Here is a 16833-nt window from a genome sequence, read left to right as displayed (position 1 = left end):
TTGGCTACTTCATCTCTTTTTATTGCCGTTGACTGGGGCACAAGTCATTTACGCGCTTATTTGTGCGAAGTGCAAGCAAAGTCAAAACTTACATTATTAGCACAGCGTGATGGCCCGGGTGTGGTTAAGGCGAATCAAAATTTTGAACAAACCTTAATAGACACTGTTGCGGTGTGGAAGCAACAATATGGCAGTTTACCTATATATATTGCAGGGCAAATTACCTCAAGTATTGGCTGGCACAAAACCCCTTATTTAGAATGCCCAATTAATCCCGAAAAACTCCTTAATGCGGCTATTAGCTTTGATTGCGATGGGCATATTATTAAGGCATTCCCAGGTACAAAATGTACGCTGCAAAATGGCTTATTTGATGTAATGCGTGGTGAAGAGCTGCAAATACTCGGCTTTTTAAAACAAAATCCACAGTATCAACAAGGTAAAATATTACTCTGTTTGCCGGGTACACATACCAAATGGGTGCTTATAAACAACGGCGAAATCATCTGCTTTAAAACAGCCATGACCGGTGAGTTGTATGATTTGTTGTGTCATCAAAGTGTTTTAATTGCGAATGACTGCGCAGAAGGTGAGTTTGACTTTAAGGCATTTGAACAAGGTTGTGAGCTTACTTTAGGCAGCGATAGCGGTAACTTAGCACATGGTATTTTTAGCGTGCGTACCCGTCAACTTTCAAAAGAGTTATCGCCAGTACAAGCCAAAGCTTATTTGTCGGGCGTGTTAATTGGCAGCGATGTACGAGCTGCACGACATGCAAGCGAGTGGCAATTATTGAGTGATACACAAGTTGTGGTAATTGGTACAAAGCAGCTAAATAAATGCTTTACTACAGCGCTTAAACAAATTGGTGTGAAGTGTGTTGAGTTTGATATAAAAGCAGCCACACTAAGCGGCTTTAATTATTTATTTAATTTAGAGTCAAAAAAATAAACCCCTCTATAACGGTTAAATTATAAAGGGGTTACGGGAAATCATTATAGCTGCAGTTAAAAGCAGCTATATAATTTAGCTAAGCGCTTTTAGCAGCTTGTTTGTTATCAATGTAGTGATTAAGTGTCGCAACTTGTGCTTCATTAAAGCGAAGTCCTAATTTACTCCGACGCCATAAAATATTGTATGCGTTTTCTGCCCACTCTTCATTTAATAAGTAATCAACTTCTGCTGCAAATAAACCATGACCAAAATCTTGGCCTAAATCACTCAGGCCGGTTGCACTACCTAGTATGTTTTTAGCACGAGTACCGTAAGTACGTACAAAGCGTTTAAGCGTTATTTCAGGTAGCCATTCATATTTTGCTTTTAGCTCTGATTTAAGTGCTTCTACCGAGCTAAAATCGCCACCTGGGAGTGAGCTATGTTTAGTCCACGCTTCGCTCATTTGCGGATAAAATTCTTCAAGCTTATTAACTGCGGCTTCAGCAAGTTTGCGATAAGTTGTAATTTTTCCACCAAATACACTCAGTAGTGGTGTTTGCTTGGCATCACTCGAAAGTTCTAATTTATAATCGCGAGTAACAGCTTGTGCATTAACTGATTCGTCATCAAGTAATGGGCGTACACCTGAGAAGGTATGTACTATGTCTTCGCGTTTAATATGATTTTTAAAGTAGCTGTTAGTAATATCAATTAAGTAATCGATTTCTTCATCACTAATTTTAACGTCTTGCGCTTCGCCTTTGTGTTCTACATCGGTTGTGCCAACAAGCGAAAAGTCATCTTCAAACGGAATAACAAACACAATACGCTGATCTTTATTTTGTAAAATGTAAGCTTGTTTCTCATCGTGAATACGCGGCACTACAATGTGGCTACCTTTTACAAGGCGAATATTTTGTGGTGATTTTTCTGCTAGCGCTTCATCAAATAATTTAGCAACCCAAGGGCCCGCAGCGTTTACAATACCTTTAGCTGAAATGCTGTATTTAGCTTTGCTCTTTTGTTGCTCAAGCGTTACCTGCCACTTACCTTGCTCACGTTTAGCATTTACACACTTAGTTTGCGTGCTAATAACGGCGCCTTTTTGTTGCGCTGCAAGGGCGTTTAAAACCACTAAACGAGAGTCATCAACCCAACCATCTGAGTATTCAAAACCTTTAGTAATTGAAGGCTCTAAAACGCTGTTTTCACCAAATTTAATACCACGAGAACCCGCAAGTGTTTCGCGTTTTGCTAGGTTGTCATACATAAACAAACCAATGCGAATCATCCACGCAGGGCGTAAATGCTTTTGATGCGGCAATCTAAAGGTTAGCGGCCACATAATATGAGGTGCGTTCTTAAGTAGCACTTCTCGCTCTGCTAGGGCTTCTTTTACTAATCTAAATTCGTAATGCTCAAGGTAGCGCAGACCACCGTGGATCAGCTTAGAACTGTTTGAAGATGTTGCACAGGCAAGGTCTGATTGTTCGCACAAGAGTACTTTTAATCCTCTGCCTGCTGCATCAGCTGCTATTCCAGTGCCGTTTACACCGCCACCGATGACTAGTAAGTCATATTCGTTATCTGCTAATTCCACCGAGCTAACCTTTTTATTTGTAATATAAATAAGACATAAACATCATAAAGCTGCTGTTTTCATTTGACAATAGAAAACCTAGTTTTTTATTTTTACGCTGATTCATTTGTAATTTGAGGTAGTAAATCACGCCTTTTAAATCAAGCTATTAGCTAAGTTAAAAAGGCGAAGAGGCTAAAGTGTTGCCTTTAGCCACTTAGTATTTACTACGGACAGTTTTTATTTGTTAAGCATACTTGAGCTACGCAGTGCTGCCATTTTGCATATAGGTCGTTACGTTCGTCGGCGCTCATAGTTGGCTCAAAACGACGGTCGCATGTCCACATTTTAGCTAGCTGCTCAGTAGACTCATACACACCTGTTTGTAAGCCTGCTAAATATGCTACGCCTAAAGAGGTGGTTTCGGTCACTGTTGGGCGTTCAACTGTTGCGCCTAAAATGTTTGATAAAAAGGTCATAACCCAATTATTTTTTACCATGCCGCCATCTACACGAAGCACACTTGGGCGAAGACCATCACGCTCCATCGCTTTTTGTAAATCTTTGGTTTGATAACCCACCGATTGCAAAGCAGCGGCAACAATAGTGCTAATACCAGAGTCGCGTGTTAAGCCTAAAATTGCACCACGTGCATTAGGGTCCCAATAAGGAGCGCCTAAACCCGTAAACGAAGGCACTAAAAATACACCATGGTCTAGCGGTACATCTTTAACCATCGACTCACTTTCGCCAGCATGGCTAAGTAGCTTTAAACCTTCAACAATCCACTGCATAGTTGCGCCTGCCATAAATATGCTGCCTTCAATAGCATAGGTTGGCTTGCCGTTTAATCTATAGGCAACAGTAGTCAGTAAGCGGTTTTCTGAGGTCAGTGCCTTTTCGCCGGTATTGAGCATTAGAAAACAGCCCGTACCGTAAGTGCTTTTTGCCATGCCTTGTTCAAAACATGCGTGGCCAACAAGCGCAGCTTGCTGATCGCCTGCAATGCCACAAACACGAATTGGCGCGCCAAAAATATCAGCACTGGTTGAACCAAACTCATCGGCTGAATCCATAACTTCTGGCAGCATAGATTCTGGAATATCGAATAACTCTAGAAGCTCTTGATCCCACTGCTGAGTATGAATATTAAATAACATAGTGCGTGACGCGTTGGTTGCATCAGTGCGATGTTCTTTACCGTCAGTTAGCTGCCAAAGCAGGTAAGTGTCAACCGTACCAAAAGCCAGTTCGCCAGCCAGTGCTTGCTCGCGTGCGCCTTCAACATTATCTAAAATCCAACGAATTTTAGTCGCCGAAAAATAAGGGTCGAGTAATAAGCCTGTTTTGTCGCTAATCGTTTGGCAAAGCTCATCAGTCGTTAGGCTTTCGCAATAATCACTGGTGCGGCGGTCTTGCCATACAATGGCGTTATAAATTGGTTTACCTGTTTTTTTGTTCCACACTAGGGTGGTTTCGCGTTGGTTGGTGATACCAATGGCAATAATTTCTTCAGGTTTTACATCGTTTTTAGTTAAGACTTCGCGGCTAGTACTAAGCACTGTTTGCCAAATATCGTTAGGATCGTGTTCTACCCAACCATTTTGCGGAAAATGCTGCGAAAATTCTTGTTGTGCTGTACCAAAAACGTCTGCATCTTTTGTAAACAAGATGGCCCGAGAGCTTGTGGTTCCTTGATCAATTGAGAGTATGTATTTGGACATGATATTTATGTTATTTATCTTATCTTATATATGACTAGATTGCCTTTAACCGAAGTCAATGGCAATGGTTTTTTCTTAAAATAGTCGATTAAAAAACAAACGCGCGAATATTTACTGGTAACTCTTTTATATAAAAGGCGTTTTGTTTTGGCATTATTTTAAGGGCGTACGCGGCTATTGATTAAAACAGCCGCTTAAAGCTTATTATTACTTGGTGTGTGGTTTGGCTTGTTGCCAATCCATACCCGTTGAAAAGCGATTATCAAACCCGCGCCACTGTGGCAGCGGCTTACCATCAACAACAGCTTGGTCGCCGTTTTGTGGTAAATCTAAGTATTTACACTCGCTGGCGATACCTTTTACGTGGCAATCCATCATGGCAAGTACAAAGTGTTTGTTGATTTCGTTTAGTGTGCGCATAGACCACGATGGCTCGTAGTAATGCCCTATATCTAATTCACTGCTGCTTTGTGCAATAGCCGGAGCTGGGTGAGGTGCAATATTATGGCGTGCATTTTTGTAAGTAAGCATGTACTTATCTTTGCTGCCTGTTTGGTTATAAAGGCTTTTAATACCTTCATAGCCTGATATGTCATCTAAACTACCGGCTATATAAAGCGACGGTACTTTAATATTTTTCATCGCTTTTGCGTCAAATATATTATGTTGTCCGCCCCATGGTGCAAAGGCCACCATCGCTTTTATACGCGGGTCTACTTTTGGGTTTTGGTATTGCCCACCAGCGCAGCTGTTTAGTAATTGCTGTACTTTTTTAATTTGGGCTGGGTCTTTCATACCCGTAAACATAGCCGTAGTTTGCTCATTAAAAGCGTAACAACCACCAATAGTATTTACCGCGCCATAGCCACCCATTGAGTAACCAATTACGCCAGCGCTTTTGTTATCTACTTGCTTGCTTGCAAAGTTGTTTTGCTCATTAAAGTAATTAATAACAAACTGCTGATCGCGTGAGCGATTTATAAGCGTGCTAAAAAAGCCCGAAAACGGTGCGTTTTTAAAATCAACATCAGCATTGGTTGAGTCGGTATGATCAATCGCTACCACAATGTAACCATGCGACGCTAAATGCTCGCCAAGGTAGTACATAATCGTACGGTAACCGGTATAACCGTGAGAAAGCACAATAACAGGGTAATGCTCTTTATTATTAATGGCTACATCGCGCATAGCATCAGCTTGCAGAGTAAATTCTTTACCTGAGCGAGTTTCATTGGTGTAGCTGGTAAGTGGCGATTTTGCTGTATTTGCAGCCGGATACCATACTTCTACTTTTAAAGGGCGATCTTTTTGACCTTGTGTGGCGGGATCAAATTGCGCGGGGTTAACTAAATCAAGTGTTTGCACACCTACATTGTAATTACCTTTTGCCGCAAGTTCTGGAAGTACTTCGCTAGTGATTGGCGGATATAGCTGCTCTGGTTTATTAGATTCAGCAAAGGCTGCACTGGCAGATAAACTGCACGTAGCAAGTAATATGGCTTTTGAAAGCGCTTTGAGTGTGTGTGTCATTGTGTGTCCTTGTTGTGTATTTTTATTTTTTAATTAGTCAGTTCAGCCGACTCAATAGCATTGCTATATTGCAGCTGCCATTGTGCTCGCAAGGTATCCATTATGTTCATAACCCGTAAGCTAGTACCCAGTGGTAATACGCTGCTTTGGGTTTGTTTTTGTAATATACACTGCGTGACATGTGCAATTTCAAACTTAAAGTTTTCATCGTCACTAAAGTCGTATTCAAAGTGTTGCGGATCTTGGCCATTTATATGCAGTTCTATAGATTGCGCGCCTACAAATTCAGGAATACGCATATAGCCAAGCTCACCATTAATACATGCTTCTGTTAGGCCGTTTTGCTGAAGTGCGCTGGTAAGTGATGCAAATTGCCCGTTACCGTAATCAACTATAGCAGTGCTTCGCTCATCAACACCTGTTCTGCTTTTGTGTACAAAGGATTTGATGTGTTCTGGGGCTTTATTAAATACCACATCGGCAATCGAAATAGGATAAATACCTAAATCGAGCAGGGCGCCACCTGCTGTTGCAGGGTTCATTAAGCGGTGAGTGTCGGCAAAGCTGCCAGGTAAACTAAAGTTGGCATTAACACTGTGCACATTACCAATAACACCTTCACTTAGGAGCTGTTGTAATTTTACTATGGCTGGTAAAAAACGCATCCAAACGCCTTCCATTAAAAAGCAGTTTTGTTGCTTGGCAAGCTCATTGAGGTTTTGCAACTGCTGAGCATTAACGGTAATTGGTTTTTCGCTTAGCACGTGCTTATTGTGTGTTAAGCATTGCGCTATGGCTTTAAAATGTTGCTCGTGGGTATTAGCTATATAAATGGCATCAATATTTGGGCATTGCATAAGAGCTTGATAGCTCTCATAACCTTTAATTGAATAGTGTGTGGCAAACTCTTTTGCACGCTGCTCGCTAGTCGATGCTGCGCCAATAAGTTGAGCATCAGCGCAATGCGCAATACTCTTAGCAAAGGTGTGAGCAATATTGCCACACCCAATAATTCCCCAATTAACCTTTGCCATGCTTATTCCTTAACTTTATTTAAAAAGACGTAATTTGTAACCCTGAACCCGCTGAACATACGTAAATGTCGGCATTTAAGTTAAAACGTTCAAAGTAATGCTGCTCCACCGCTGCTTTAATTAGTGGCACTTCTGCATCACGACATAAACATACAATAGCACCACCAAAGCCGCCACCCGTCATACGAACTGCACCGCGATCGCCCATCGCTTCTTTACAAATTTCTACTAGGCCATCGGTTGCAGGTACGGTTACTTCAAAGTCGTGTTTAAGTGATTGGTGCGATGCAGCCATTAGCGTGCGAAGTGCATCCATATCATTATTTTGTAGTGCAGTAGTTGCTGCAATTACACGGTCGTTTTCGCTAATTACATGGTGTGCACGTTTATATTCGTTTTCGCTTAATGTCGCTTTTACTGCTTGCAGGCCAGTCATGGTTGCTTGGCGAAGTGTTTTTACACCCATTTTTACAGCAGCTTGTTCGCAATCAATACGGCGCTGGTTGTATTCGCTATCTACCAATTTACGTGGGTAATTAGAGTTAACAATAACAATATTTAAATCATCAGGAACTTTAACTGATTTAGTTGCTAGGTTTTCACAGTCGATTAATAGTGCATGCCCATTTTCGCCTTTAGCTGAAATAAGCTGATCCATAATGCCGCATTGGCAATGCATAAAGTCATTTTCGGCTTCTTGGCCAAATAGCGCAATTTGCTCTGGCGGTAAACCAAGCTGTGCAATATGGTTAAACATACCGCCTACAGCAACTTCTAGTGCGGCCGATGACGACAAGCCACTACCTTGCGGTAAGTTGCTGTCAATAAGTAGGTCGGCGCCGCGCAGTGTGTAGCCCGCTCTTTTAAGAACGTAAGTAACAGCACGAATGTAGTTACCCCATTGCGATTGGCCTTCAGTGATTTCTTCATCAACGCTAAAGCTGTCTTTTTCGCCTGGGTAATTTAAAGAATGCACAGTGATAATATTGTCGTCGCGCTCTTTAAACATTACTTGGGTACGAAACTCTAACGAACACGGTAAAACAAAACCGTCGTTGTAGTCGGTAAATTCGCCAATGAGGTTTACACGCCCCGGTGCTGCTGCAATACCTTGAGCAGGCGCGCCATACAGTGACAAAAATTGTTGTTGGAATTCGTTAAGCTTCATCTGTGTGTCCTGCTGTATCTTTATAGTGTGTTGTACTGGCTGCTTTTAAAATAGAAGCAGCGGTTTCTGCGCTTAAATCGCGTTGGCTTTCGCCTAGCATTTCGTAGCCTACCATGTGTTTTTTAACAGTAGCAGAGCGAAGTAGCGGCGGATAAAAGTGTGCATGCAAACGCCAATGTTGCTCATCAGAGCCTCTGTTAGCCGGTGCATTGTGCCATCCCATTGAGTATGGGAAGCTGCAATTAAATACGTTGTCGTACTTAGTGGTTAATACTTTAAGTGCTTGTGCTAAAGAGTCGGTTTGCGCATCGTTTAGCTGGCTAAAGTTTTGAATGTTATCTTTAGTTACTAGCATTGTTTCAAACGGCCACGCTGCCCAAAATGGCACCACAACAAGCCAATGTTCGTTTTCAAATACTACGCGGGTTTTATCTGTTTGCTCTTTTTGCACGTAATCGGCAAGCATTGCGCTGCCATGTTTTTTATAATAGGCGAGCTGCTGCGTATCTTCGGCTTCAATTTCGGTTGATAAGTGCGAGTGAGCCCATACTTGGCCGTGAGGATGAGGTTGCGAACAACCCATGATCTCGCCTTTATTTTCAAAAACTTGTACGCATTCGTACTGCTGTGCAAGCTCTGTGTAATTTTGTTTCCAGGTTTTTACTACTTCATGCAGGGCGTCGTGCTCAAGCTCTGGCAGTGTTTTATTATGCTCTGGCGAGAAACAAATTACACGGCATTCGCCACTGGCTTCGTCGGCAACAAATAAATCGCTGTCTGACTCTAAGCTTTGAGATTGCTCGCTGGCATTAGGCGTAAGTGCACCAAAATCATTTCTAAATACATGTGTGTATTTGTAATCTGGATTGCTATCGCCATTTGCACGGGTGTTACTTGGGCAAAGTGGGCAGCTTTCATCGTGCTTAGGCAGTACGCTTTCGTTTACTGCTTCTGTTGCGCCTAACCATGGGCGGTTATTACGATGTGGTGACACTAATACCCAACGACCCGTTAGTGGGTTTTTACGTCTGTGAGTACTTTCTAATAAAGCCATGTTAACTCTCCAACCCACTAGGGTAATTAGTTTGCCAGCGCCATGTATCGTTGGTCATGTCGCTAAGTGTTAGTTCTGCGTGCCAGTTAAGTGTGTTTTGCGCTTTTGTGGCATCGGCGTAGTTACAGGCAATATCGCCTGCACGGCGCGGTGCACTCTTATACGGAATATTTTTACCAGCTGATGCGCTAAATGCCTTAATCATATCAAGCACTGAATAACCTTGGCCTGTCCCTAGGTTGTAAGCATGAAAGGCGGTATCTGTTTTATGCTGCATAAATGCCGCCACATGGCCTTTAGCTAAATCTAAAACGTGAATATAGTCACGTACGCCCGTACCATCTTCAGTGTCGTAGTCGTCACCAAAAATATTAACCACGTCGCGTTTACCTACCGCCGTTTGAGCAATAAATGGCATTAAGTTATTAGGAATACCATTAGGGCTTTCACCTAATAAACCACTTGGGTGCGCACCTACTGGGTTAAAGTAACGAAGCGCAATACCCATAAATTGACTGTTGGCATTACATACGTCTTGCATGGCTTGTTCAACCATAACTTTAGTCCAACCATAAGGGTTAGTTGCGCGTATAGGATGCTTTTCGTCAATAGGGAGGTAGTCTGGCTCGCCGTACACAGTAGCCGATGAGCTAAATATAATATGGTTAACGCCTTCATCTTGCATGTTTTGTAGCATGCTTAATGTGCCCGACACATTATTTTGATAATAACGCAGCGGTTGCTCGGTAGATTCGCCAACGGCTTTTAAAGCCGCAAAGTGAAAAACAGCTTCGGCTTTAGTATGTTTTAGGGCGAGTTTAAATTGTTGCTCGTCTTGTATGTCGCCCAAAATAAACTCAAACCGAGTACCTGTAATCTTTTCGAGTTGGTCAAGTACCCGCGCACTTGCATTAGACAAGTTATCATAAATAACAGGCGTAATACCTGCTTCATGCAATGCAATACATGTGTGGCTACCTATGTAACCCATGCCGCCAGTAACTAAAACTTTCATGTTATTTCTCGAAAAGTGTATTTATATGATAAATACTACTATTAAGGGGGTTTAAAAACAATAGTTATGATTACTGGGTAATTCAAATAAAAGCATAAAAAACATTCAGCTTAAACACTCACCTGCCTTTTAAAAGAATGCTTTTATATTAACTAACATAGGCTTAGCTTTATCAATTAATTATATAAACTGATTCAACTATTGGCCTAATTATCAGCAGTAAGTCGGGGTGCTAATATAGCGAAAATAAAGTAAGGAGAGATCAACATGAACAAAACAATTTTACTTACCGGTGCTACCGATGGCATTGGGCTAGAAACTGCAAAGATGTTATTAGCACAAGGTCACACCGTATTATTACATGGCCGCAGCCAAGCAAAGCTCAATGCGCTACAAACAGCTTTAACCGAACAATACCCAAATGCGAGTACACACACTTATATTGCTGATTTAAGCGATATGAGCCAAGTTCAAACTTTGGCACAAACTGTATTAACCGACTTGGCCGAAAATAATAACCAGCTCGACGTGCTAATTAATAATGCAGGCGTTTATCAATTAGTTGATGCTACAACAATTGACGGCCTTGATGCTCGCTTTGTTGTAAACACGATTGCGCCATATCTTCTTACAAAACTATTGTTACCTGTTCTTGGTCGTAATTCGCGAGTGGTTAATGTGTCATCAGCTGCGCAATCAAGCGTTAACTTAAATGCACTTATGGGTAACACTGAACTTTCTGATAGTGCGGCTTATGCACAAAGTAAATTGGCTATTACTATGTGGTCGCGTCATTTAGGGCTGGAGCTTAAAGATACTGGGCCATTAGTTGTATCGGTAAACCCTAAATCGTTACTAGGAAGTAAAATGGTAAAAGACGCTTACGGTATAGATGGCGGCGATTTAAAAATTGGCGCAGATATTTTTTGTCGCGCAGCGCTTAGGGATGAATTTAAAGATGCCGCAGGTCTGTATTTTGATAACGATACAGGACGCTTTGCGCTTCCTCATGTTGATGCACTTAATAATGCTAAAAATCAACAACTAGTAGATACGTTAGACAGTATTTTAGCACAACTTAAATTAGGCAAAGCATAATGAAAAATCATGTTACCTGGACAGTACAAGGCCAAATTAAAGAAGGTAAATACGATGAATTTTTATTGATAATGGCGCAATTAGTTGCTTTGGCTAAAAGTGAAGCCGGCACTTTAATGTATGAGTGGACAGTAAGTGAAGACAAGCACAGTGTACATATTTACGAGCGTTACCAAGATGAAGATGCTGCTAAAGTGCACCTTGCTGGTTGGGACAAAAGTGGCCCACTATTTTTAAGCGTAGTTGATATGGATAAAATAACGGTATTTAGTCAACTATCAAAAGAGTTTGCGCAAGCCTTTGCAGGCCTAAGCACTGTATTTATGAAACCAGTAGGTGGTTTTGTAAAGTTTTAGAAAAAATATCCATTGTTGATCTAAAGAGCTCACCTCATCAGTGAGCTCTTTTTTTAGTGGCATTACTGCTCTTGCTGCAAACGCTCGTATAGCCAATCTTTTAATTCTGTACGTTCGTGTTTTAGCTGATGCATTTGCTCATCGCTTATGGGCGCATCTTTGAGCTCTAACACTCTAATTTCTTTATCTAGCTTGTCATACTTATCTGCTTTTTTTGCAAATTCAGTATCGCTTTCATTTAACTCGGCAATGGTCTTTAAGTACTCTGGAAAGTCATTAGTTAATGAGTGGTCTTCGCCTAACATATTCGCTCCTTAATAGGATATAAATGAGCTCACAAGTAAGTGAGTTGTATGAGTGAATTACTGCCTTTCATATAATACACTGGGGCTTATATAGATATAATTCAACCATTGAGCCGCTAATTTGATGCAGCTCAAACAATCTGTTTATTTTGCTCAGTAAGATATTTCACCAAAGTATTTAATAGAGCGATCAATATACGCACGTACTTTAGATGCCAATAACTTATTGCTGGGTATATGCCTAAATAGGTGTATTAACTACTCGTGAAAAGCTTAGGGTTCGATATTACTGCTAAGGTGCAAGGGATCTCTGGCTAGAGAAAATAAATTTAAATATCACCATTATTCAGTGTGTTAAAAAGCATTTCAACCTGAGTTCAAGTTAAGTACACCAATACCCACCAAAGACTTTGAAGTCTTTTTAGCTAATGGAGTTAATTTTTAACGCTTTTTGCTAATTTATGTTGGCTAATTAATAGTGGTAGAATGCAGCGCTTAGCACCACTTGTGTAAAGTAGTGGTCAATAATTTATAAGGTTTGTTGTGTAATGCTGTTAATGATCGATAACTACGATTCGTTTACTTACAACTTAGTGCAATATTTTCAGCGATTAGATCAAGACGTGTTAGTAAAACGTAATGACGAGCTAAGCATTGCACAAATAAAGCAGTTGAACCCGAAACACATCGTGTTATCGCCGGGGCCATGCACGCCTAACGAAGCGGGTATTTCGTTAAATGTTGTTGAGCAACTAAAAGGGCAATATCCTATTTTAGGGATTTGCTTGGGACATCAAACTATCGCGCAAGCTTTAGGTGGAGATGTAATTCGTGCTAAAAAAGTAATGCACGGTAAAACATCACCCATAGTTCATACTAATAAAGGGGTGTTTAAAGGCTTAGCTAACCCGTTAACAGTATGTCGTTATCATTCTTTAGTGGTTAAAGAGCGAACTTTGCCTAAAGAGCTTGAAGTAACCGCATGGACTCAGACTGAGCAAGGCGAGTTTGACGAAATTATGGGGTTACTTCATAAAGAACTAGCAATCGAAGGTGTGCAGTTTCACCCCGAAGCTATTCTAACTGATCAAGGCTTAGAACTGCTTGATAACTTTTTAACTCGCTTCTAATGTTATAATACACAGAGCATTTAATACTTTATTAATGGATGTCATGACTGAACTTGTAGCGCAACAGCGTACTGCCAAAATACTAAGCCAACGGGCTCATGACTTATTGCTTGGGCACAGCTTTGCGCATCAGCAAATTGGTTTCATTCATACATTAGATATAGATTACGGCGAACCCATGAAGCAACGCACTTTGCTTCAGGTTGAAGTGGCCGCACAGAATAAACGCCAGCAAAGCAGTACTGCACATCATAAGTACCGCGCTCAAGCGAGTGAGCAACTGCACAAAACTATTGAAACAGCTATATATAAGCAGCTTGAAGATATAGATGGTGTAATCCACAGCACTATAGGTATTGAAGATGGCATTGCCAATATACTCGACATATTAGCTGTAAAGTCAGCGTCGGTAGGACGTTTAGAGCCACTGGTTAATGATATAAGCTGGTTGGGTAGAGAATTAGTAACGCTCGTTAATTTACCTTACTATCGTAATCAGCGTAGTAAAAATACGTCTGTAAAAGTAGATAAACCATCGCTTGCCCTTCGTTATATTGGCCTTGATAACTTACAGCTTGTTATTCCTACATTTGCTGCCCGTCATTGGATGCCACATAGCACCGAACCATTTTCATTATTAAAACGCCGGCTACGCGACAGCGCGATGGCAAACGCGATTGCTGCGCAAAAAATTGCACAAATTAATAATGTGAATGACGTACATGCATTTACCCTTGGTATGCTTTTAGATGTAGGGCGAATTGCATTAGTGCGCTTGTACTTAAAAACGTTTGAGAAAGTATGGCAACGCAAAGTGCAGTTAGCCCGAAATGAAAACCAAAAAGATTTACACACCGCATTATTAGAGCTACAGCCCGACCCGCTATTTTTAACCACTCTACTTAGCAATAAGTCGATAGAAGTAAGTGCCAAAGTGATAGATAAAATGGCGTTTAAATATTTACCATTTAAAGGTGTGATGCAGCAGTTAGTGAATGGAGTAGATAAAGGCGATACATTACTACCATTAACAGAAGTAATGTTAAAAGCACGTTGCTACTCTCAATATCTTAACTTGAAGGAGCATCAGCTAATTGAACCTGATGAAACTCTAAGCTGGTTTTCGTACTTTAAGTTCACTAAAACGGAACTTAAAACCCTCCAATCGAGTAATTTTACCAATTTAGCTATTCAAATTGACTAAAAATCTGAATTTTTTGTTAAATTTTTTGCGACTAACCATTCATTCTCACTCTATTGTTATATTGCATATTTGCCGATTAAAGCATGCGCGCCTTGGTGCTCATGCGGTTAGTTGTTTAAAAATAAGCATAAATAGCTATGCAAATAGTTATTCACTATCTATGAAATAATATCTTTAGCCCTTTATTTTAAAGGGATACATGAAAGTTTTTAACGAGACAGATATAAGTAATTCTGAAATAATGTGCGTCTGAAAATTGAACCACAAAGCAATTTTGCGCAATTATCAGGTTACTGATCTTGCCTATAAAGTTGGTTACAAATATTAACCAAACACCTATTTTGATGTTTTGTGTTGCTCACAATTAAGAGGAAATAAAATGACAGTCAATCGCGAATTATTTGATCACGTAATGGTTCCTAACTACGCACCTTCAAGCGTAATTCCTGTTCGAGGCGAAGGTTCTCGCGTCTGGGATCAACAAGGTCGAGAGTTTATCGACTTTGCTGGTGGTATTGCAGTTAACTGTCTTGGCCATTGCCACCCTGCATTAGTAGGCGCATTAAAAGAGCAAGGCGAAAAAATCTGGCATCTATCAAATGTAATGACCAATGAGCCGGCACTTCGCCTAGCTAAAAAAATGGTTGATGCTACATTTGCTGAAAAAGTTTACTTTGCCAACTCAGGCGCAGAAGCAAACGAAGCAGCGCTTAAATTAGCGCGTCGTTTTGCACTTGATAAGTTTGGCGCAGAAAAATCACAAATCATCGCGTTCAACAAAGGTTTCCACGGTCGTACATTCTTTACAGTAACTGTTGGTGGCCAAGCTGCATATTCAGATGGTTTTGGTCCTAAGCCTGGCGACATTGTACATTGTGATTACAACGACCTAGCTGCTTTTGAAGCGCTTATCAGCGACAAAACATGTGCCGTAATGATGGAACCTCTTCAAGGTGAAGGCGGTATTGTTTCACCAACTGACGAGTTTGCTCAAGGCGTTCGCGATTTATGTACTAAACATAACGCACTGCTTATTTTTGATGAAGTTCAAACAGGTGTTGGCCGTACTGGCTATTTATACGCATACCAAGGCTTAAACATAGTACCTGATATTTTAACTTCAGCTAAAGCACTTGGCGGCGGTTTCCCTATTGGCGCTATGATCACAACAACTGAAATTGCACAGCATCTTAAAGTAGGTACACATGGTTCTACTTATGGCGGCAACCCGCTTGCGTGTGCTGTTGCAGAAGCTGCATTTGATACAGTAAATACCCCAGAAGTACTTGCTGGCGTAAAAGCTAAAGCAGCATTATTTAATGAACTACTTACTGCGGTTAACGACAAATACAACGTATTTAGCGAAATCCGTGGCCAAGGTTTATTAATTGGCGCGGTAGTGAACGAGCAATATAAAGGTCGTGCAAAAGAGTTTTTAGTGGCAGGGACTGAGCAAGGCCTTATGTCATTAGTTGCGGGTGCAGACGTAATACGTTTCACTCCATCTTTAGTAATTCCTGAAGCGGACATTCGCGAAGGTATGGCACGCTTTGAAAAAGCAGTAGCAAGCGTAGTAAACGCATAAGCGACTTAAGCCAACCAATTAAGGGCAAGCACTGCTTGCCCTGCAATTCCTATTTACCGTTATTTATAAGGGAGCAAGCGGACTCATGATGATCCTTCGCCCAATCCAGCAAAATGATTATTCAGCATTACTGAAAATTGCCCACGAATCAGGGCATGGTTTTACGTCTTTGCCATTAAACGAAGAACTATTGCAAAAAAAGATCGACCATTCAGTAAGCTCTTTTGCTAAACAAACGTCACAACCTGGTGACGAAGGCTACCTGTTTGTTCTTGAAGATAGCGAAACCGGTGACGTTGTAGGAACATCTGCAATTGAAGCTGCGGTAGGGCTTGATGATGCATTTTATCATTATCACTTAAGTAAAGTGATTCACTCTTCGCGCACATTAGACGTATACAAAGCGGTTGATATTCTAACGCTATGTAACGACTACACAGGTGCTACAGAGCTTTGCACATTGTTTTTAAAAGATGGTTATCGTAAAAATTGTAACGGTAAGCTACTTTCAAAAGCGCGCTTTATGTTTATAAAACAGCATCAAGAGCGTTTTGCGCAAACAGTAATCGCAGAAATGCGCGGTGTGTCTGACGAAAACGGCAGCAGCCCTTTTTGGCAGTGGCTTGAAGAGCACTTTTTCTCAATGGATTTTCCAACAGCCGATTACCTAACAGGTATTGGCCAAAAGGTTTTCATTGCTGAATTAATGCCTAAATACCCAATTTACGTAAACTTGCTAAGTAAAGATGCGCAAGCCGTAATAGGTAAAGTACACGACAACACTCGCCCAGCAATCGAGTTATTAAAAAGCGAAGGCTTTACGTTTAATGGCTACGTAGACATTTTTGACGGCGGCCCAACGGTTGAAGCAAAAGTAGATAACATTGCGACTATTCGTAATGCACGTAACTTTAACGTTGAAATTGGCGAAATGACTGGCGACACTATGGTGTTACTAGCTAACGAAAAGCTTAATGACTTTAGAGCAACCGTTGCACCAATGACATTTGACGAGCGCGCAAAAAGCCTTATTTTATCGCAAGAAATAGCAGATGCACTGCATTTGCAAACTGGCGATATTGTTAGTGCAACCACGATTTAATTTAGGAGAAAGT

The 16833-nt window shown here is 41.0% G+C and carries 15 protein-coding genes; 7 read left to right on the top strand and 8 right to left on the bottom strand.

Annotation, left to right across the window (positions count from 1 at the left end; translation table 11 throughout):
• The gene (locus I6F54_RS10360; RefSeq protein ID WP_197141251.1) at positions 1-951 is read left to right on the top strand and encodes a 2-dehydro-3-deoxygalactonokinase; all 951 of its coding nucleotides are present in this window, start codon (positions 1-3) and stop codon (positions 949-951) included.
• A gap of 79 nt (positions 952-1030) precedes the next feature.
• Here the strand turns inward: I6F54_RS10360 and glpD are convergent, their stop codons facing one another.
• The 7 genes from glpD to galE all read right to left on the bottom strand — a co-directional run bounded on the left by glpD (position 1031) and on the right by galE (position 10040).
• Positions 1031-2536, bottom strand: a complete 1506-nt coding sequence (gene glpD / locus I6F54_RS10355; protein ID WP_166378333.1) for a glycerol-3-phosphate dehydrogenase — start codon at positions 2534-2536, stop codon at positions 1031-1033.
• Between the two features lie 206 nt (positions 2537-2742).
• Positions 2743-4239, bottom strand: coding sequence for a glycerol kinase GlpK (gene glpK / locus I6F54_RS10350; protein WP_197141249.1), 1497 nt, complete (start codon positions 4237-4239; stop codon positions 2743-2745).
• A gap of 207 nt (positions 4240-4446) precedes the next feature.
• Complete coding sequence (locus tag I6F54_RS10345) at positions 4447-5769, bottom strand: alpha/beta hydrolase family protein (RefSeq protein WP_197141247.1); 1323 nt, start codon at positions 5767-5769, stop codon at positions 4447-4449.
• Positions 5770-5798: 29 nt separating this feature from the next.
• Complete coding sequence (locus tag I6F54_RS10340; RefSeq protein WP_197141245.1) at positions 5799-6803, bottom strand: Gfo/Idh/MocA family protein; 1005 nt, start codon at positions 6801-6803, stop codon at positions 5799-5801.
• Between the two features lie 19 nt (positions 6804-6822).
• Positions 6823-7971 (bottom strand): galactokinase, encoded by a 1149-nt coding sequence (gene galK, locus I6F54_RS10335; protein WP_197141243.1) that lies wholly within the window; start codon positions 7969-7971, stop codon positions 6823-6825.
• Positions 7961-9025, bottom strand: a complete 1065-nt coding sequence (locus I6F54_RS10330) for a UDP-glucose--hexose-1-phosphate uridylyltransferase (protein WP_197141240.1) — start codon at positions 9023-9025, stop codon at positions 7961-7963. The genes galK and I6F54_RS10330 overlap by 11 nt, the downstream gene beginning before the upstream one ends.
• A gap of 1 nt (position 9026) precedes the next feature.
• Positions 9027-10040 (bottom strand): UDP-glucose 4-epimerase GalE, encoded by a 1014-nt coding sequence (gene galE / locus I6F54_RS10325; RefSeq protein WP_197141238.1) that lies wholly within the window; start codon positions 10038-10040, stop codon positions 9027-9029.
• Positions 10041-10307: 267 nt separating this feature from the next.
• Between galE and I6F54_RS10320 the strand changes: the two genes are divergently transcribed.
• The gene (locus I6F54_RS10320) at positions 10308-11138 is read left to right on the top strand and encodes an SDR family NAD(P)-dependent oxidoreductase (protein ID WP_197141236.1); all 831 of its coding nucleotides are present in this window, start codon (positions 10308-10310) and stop codon (positions 11136-11138) included.
• The gene (locus tag I6F54_RS10315) at positions 11138-11494 is read left to right on the top strand and encodes a putative quinol monooxygenase (RefSeq protein WP_197141234.1); all 357 of its coding nucleotides are present in this window, start codon (positions 11138-11140) and stop codon (positions 11492-11494) included. The genes I6F54_RS10320 and I6F54_RS10315 overlap by 1 nt, the downstream gene beginning before the upstream one ends.
• A gap of 62 nt (positions 11495-11556) precedes the next feature.
• On the opposite strand, the gene I6F54_RS10310 is transcribed toward I6F54_RS10315, so the two are convergent.
• On the bottom strand, positions 11557-11799 hold the full coding sequence (locus I6F54_RS10310) for a YdcH family protein (protein ID WP_007580070.1): 243 nt from the start codon (positions 11797-11799) through the stop codon (positions 11557-11559).
• 548 nt (positions 11800-12347) lie between these two features.
• Between I6F54_RS10310 and I6F54_RS10305 the strand changes: the two genes are divergently transcribed.
• From I6F54_RS10305 to astA, 4 genes are all read left to right on the top strand, one after another.
• On the top strand, positions 12348-12929 hold the full coding sequence (locus I6F54_RS10305) for an anthranilate synthase component II (RefSeq protein ID WP_197141232.1): 582 nt from the start codon (positions 12348-12350) through the stop codon (positions 12927-12929).
• A gap of 43 nt (positions 12930-12972) precedes the next feature.
• Positions 12973-14133, top strand: coding sequence for an HDOD domain-containing protein (locus tag I6F54_RS10300; protein WP_024593401.1), 1161 nt, complete (start codon positions 12973-12975; stop codon positions 14131-14133).
• A 379-nt stretch (positions 14134-14512) separates the two neighbouring features.
• On the top strand, positions 14513-15718 hold the full coding sequence (locus tag I6F54_RS10295) for an aspartate aminotransferase family protein (protein ID WP_197141230.1): 1206 nt from the start codon (positions 14513-14515) through the stop codon (positions 15716-15718).
• Between the two features lie 85 nt (positions 15719-15803).
• The gene (astA, locus tag I6F54_RS10290; RefSeq protein WP_010555013.1) at positions 15804-16820 is read left to right on the top strand and encodes an arginine N-succinyltransferase; all 1017 of its coding nucleotides are present in this window, start codon (positions 15804-15806) and stop codon (positions 16818-16820) included.
• The last annotated feature ends 13 nt before the right edge of the window (positions 16821-16833 follow it).

Source organism: Pseudoalteromonas sp. SWXJZ10B, from assembly GCF_015864475.1.
GTDB lineage: Bacteria > Pseudomonadota > Gammaproteobacteria > Enterobacterales > Alteromonadaceae > Pseudoalteromonas > Pseudoalteromonas arctica.
This window is presented reverse-complemented; position numbering and strand designations above follow the sequence as displayed.

Coding starts and splice junctions, on each gene's coding strand:
- glpK (WP_197141249.1), bottom strand. CDS start 4,239: ATGTCCAAATACATACTCTCAATTGATCAAGGAACCACAAGCTCTCGG.
- I6F54_RS10345 (WP_197141247.1), bottom strand. CDS start 5,769: ATGACACACACACTCAAAGCGCTTTCAAAAGCCATATTACTTGCTACG.
- I6F54_RS10340 (WP_197141245.1), bottom strand. CDS start 6,803: ATGGCAAAGGTTAATTGGGGAATTATTGGGTGTGGCAATATTGCTCAC.
- galK (WP_197141243.1), bottom strand. CDS start 7,971: ATGAAGCTTAACGAATTCCAACAACAATTTTTGTCACTGTATGGCGCG.
- I6F54_RS10330 (WP_197141240.1), bottom strand. CDS start 9,025: ATGGCTTTATTAGAAAGTACTCACAGACGTAAAAACCCACTAACGGGT.
- galE (WP_197141238.1), bottom strand. CDS start 10,040: ATGAAAGTTTTAGTTACTGGCGGCATGGGTTACATAGGTAGCCACACA.
- I6F54_RS10320 (WP_197141236.1), top strand. CDS start 10,308: ATGAACAAAACAATTTTACTTACCGGTGCTACCGATGGCATTGGGCTA.
- I6F54_RS10315 (WP_197141234.1), top strand. CDS start 11,138: ATGAAAAATCATGTTACCTGGACAGTACAAGGCCAAATTAAAGAAGGT.
- I6F54_RS10310 (WP_007580070.1), bottom strand. CDS start 11,799: ATGTTAGGCGAAGACCACTCATTAACTAATGACTTTCCAGAGTACTTA.
- I6F54_RS10305 (WP_197141232.1), top strand. CDS start 12,348: ATGCTGTTAATGATCGATAACTACGATTCGTTTACTTACAACTTAGTG.
- I6F54_RS10300 (WP_024593401.1), top strand. CDS start 12,973: ATGACTGAACTTGTAGCGCAACAGCGTACTGCCAAAATACTAAGCCAA.
- I6F54_RS10295 (WP_197141230.1), top strand. CDS start 14,513: ATGACAGTCAATCGCGAATTATTTGATCACGTAATGGTTCCTAACTAC.
- astA (WP_010555013.1), top strand. CDS start 15,804: ATGATGATCCTTCGCCCAATCCAGCAAAATGATTATTCAGCATTACTG.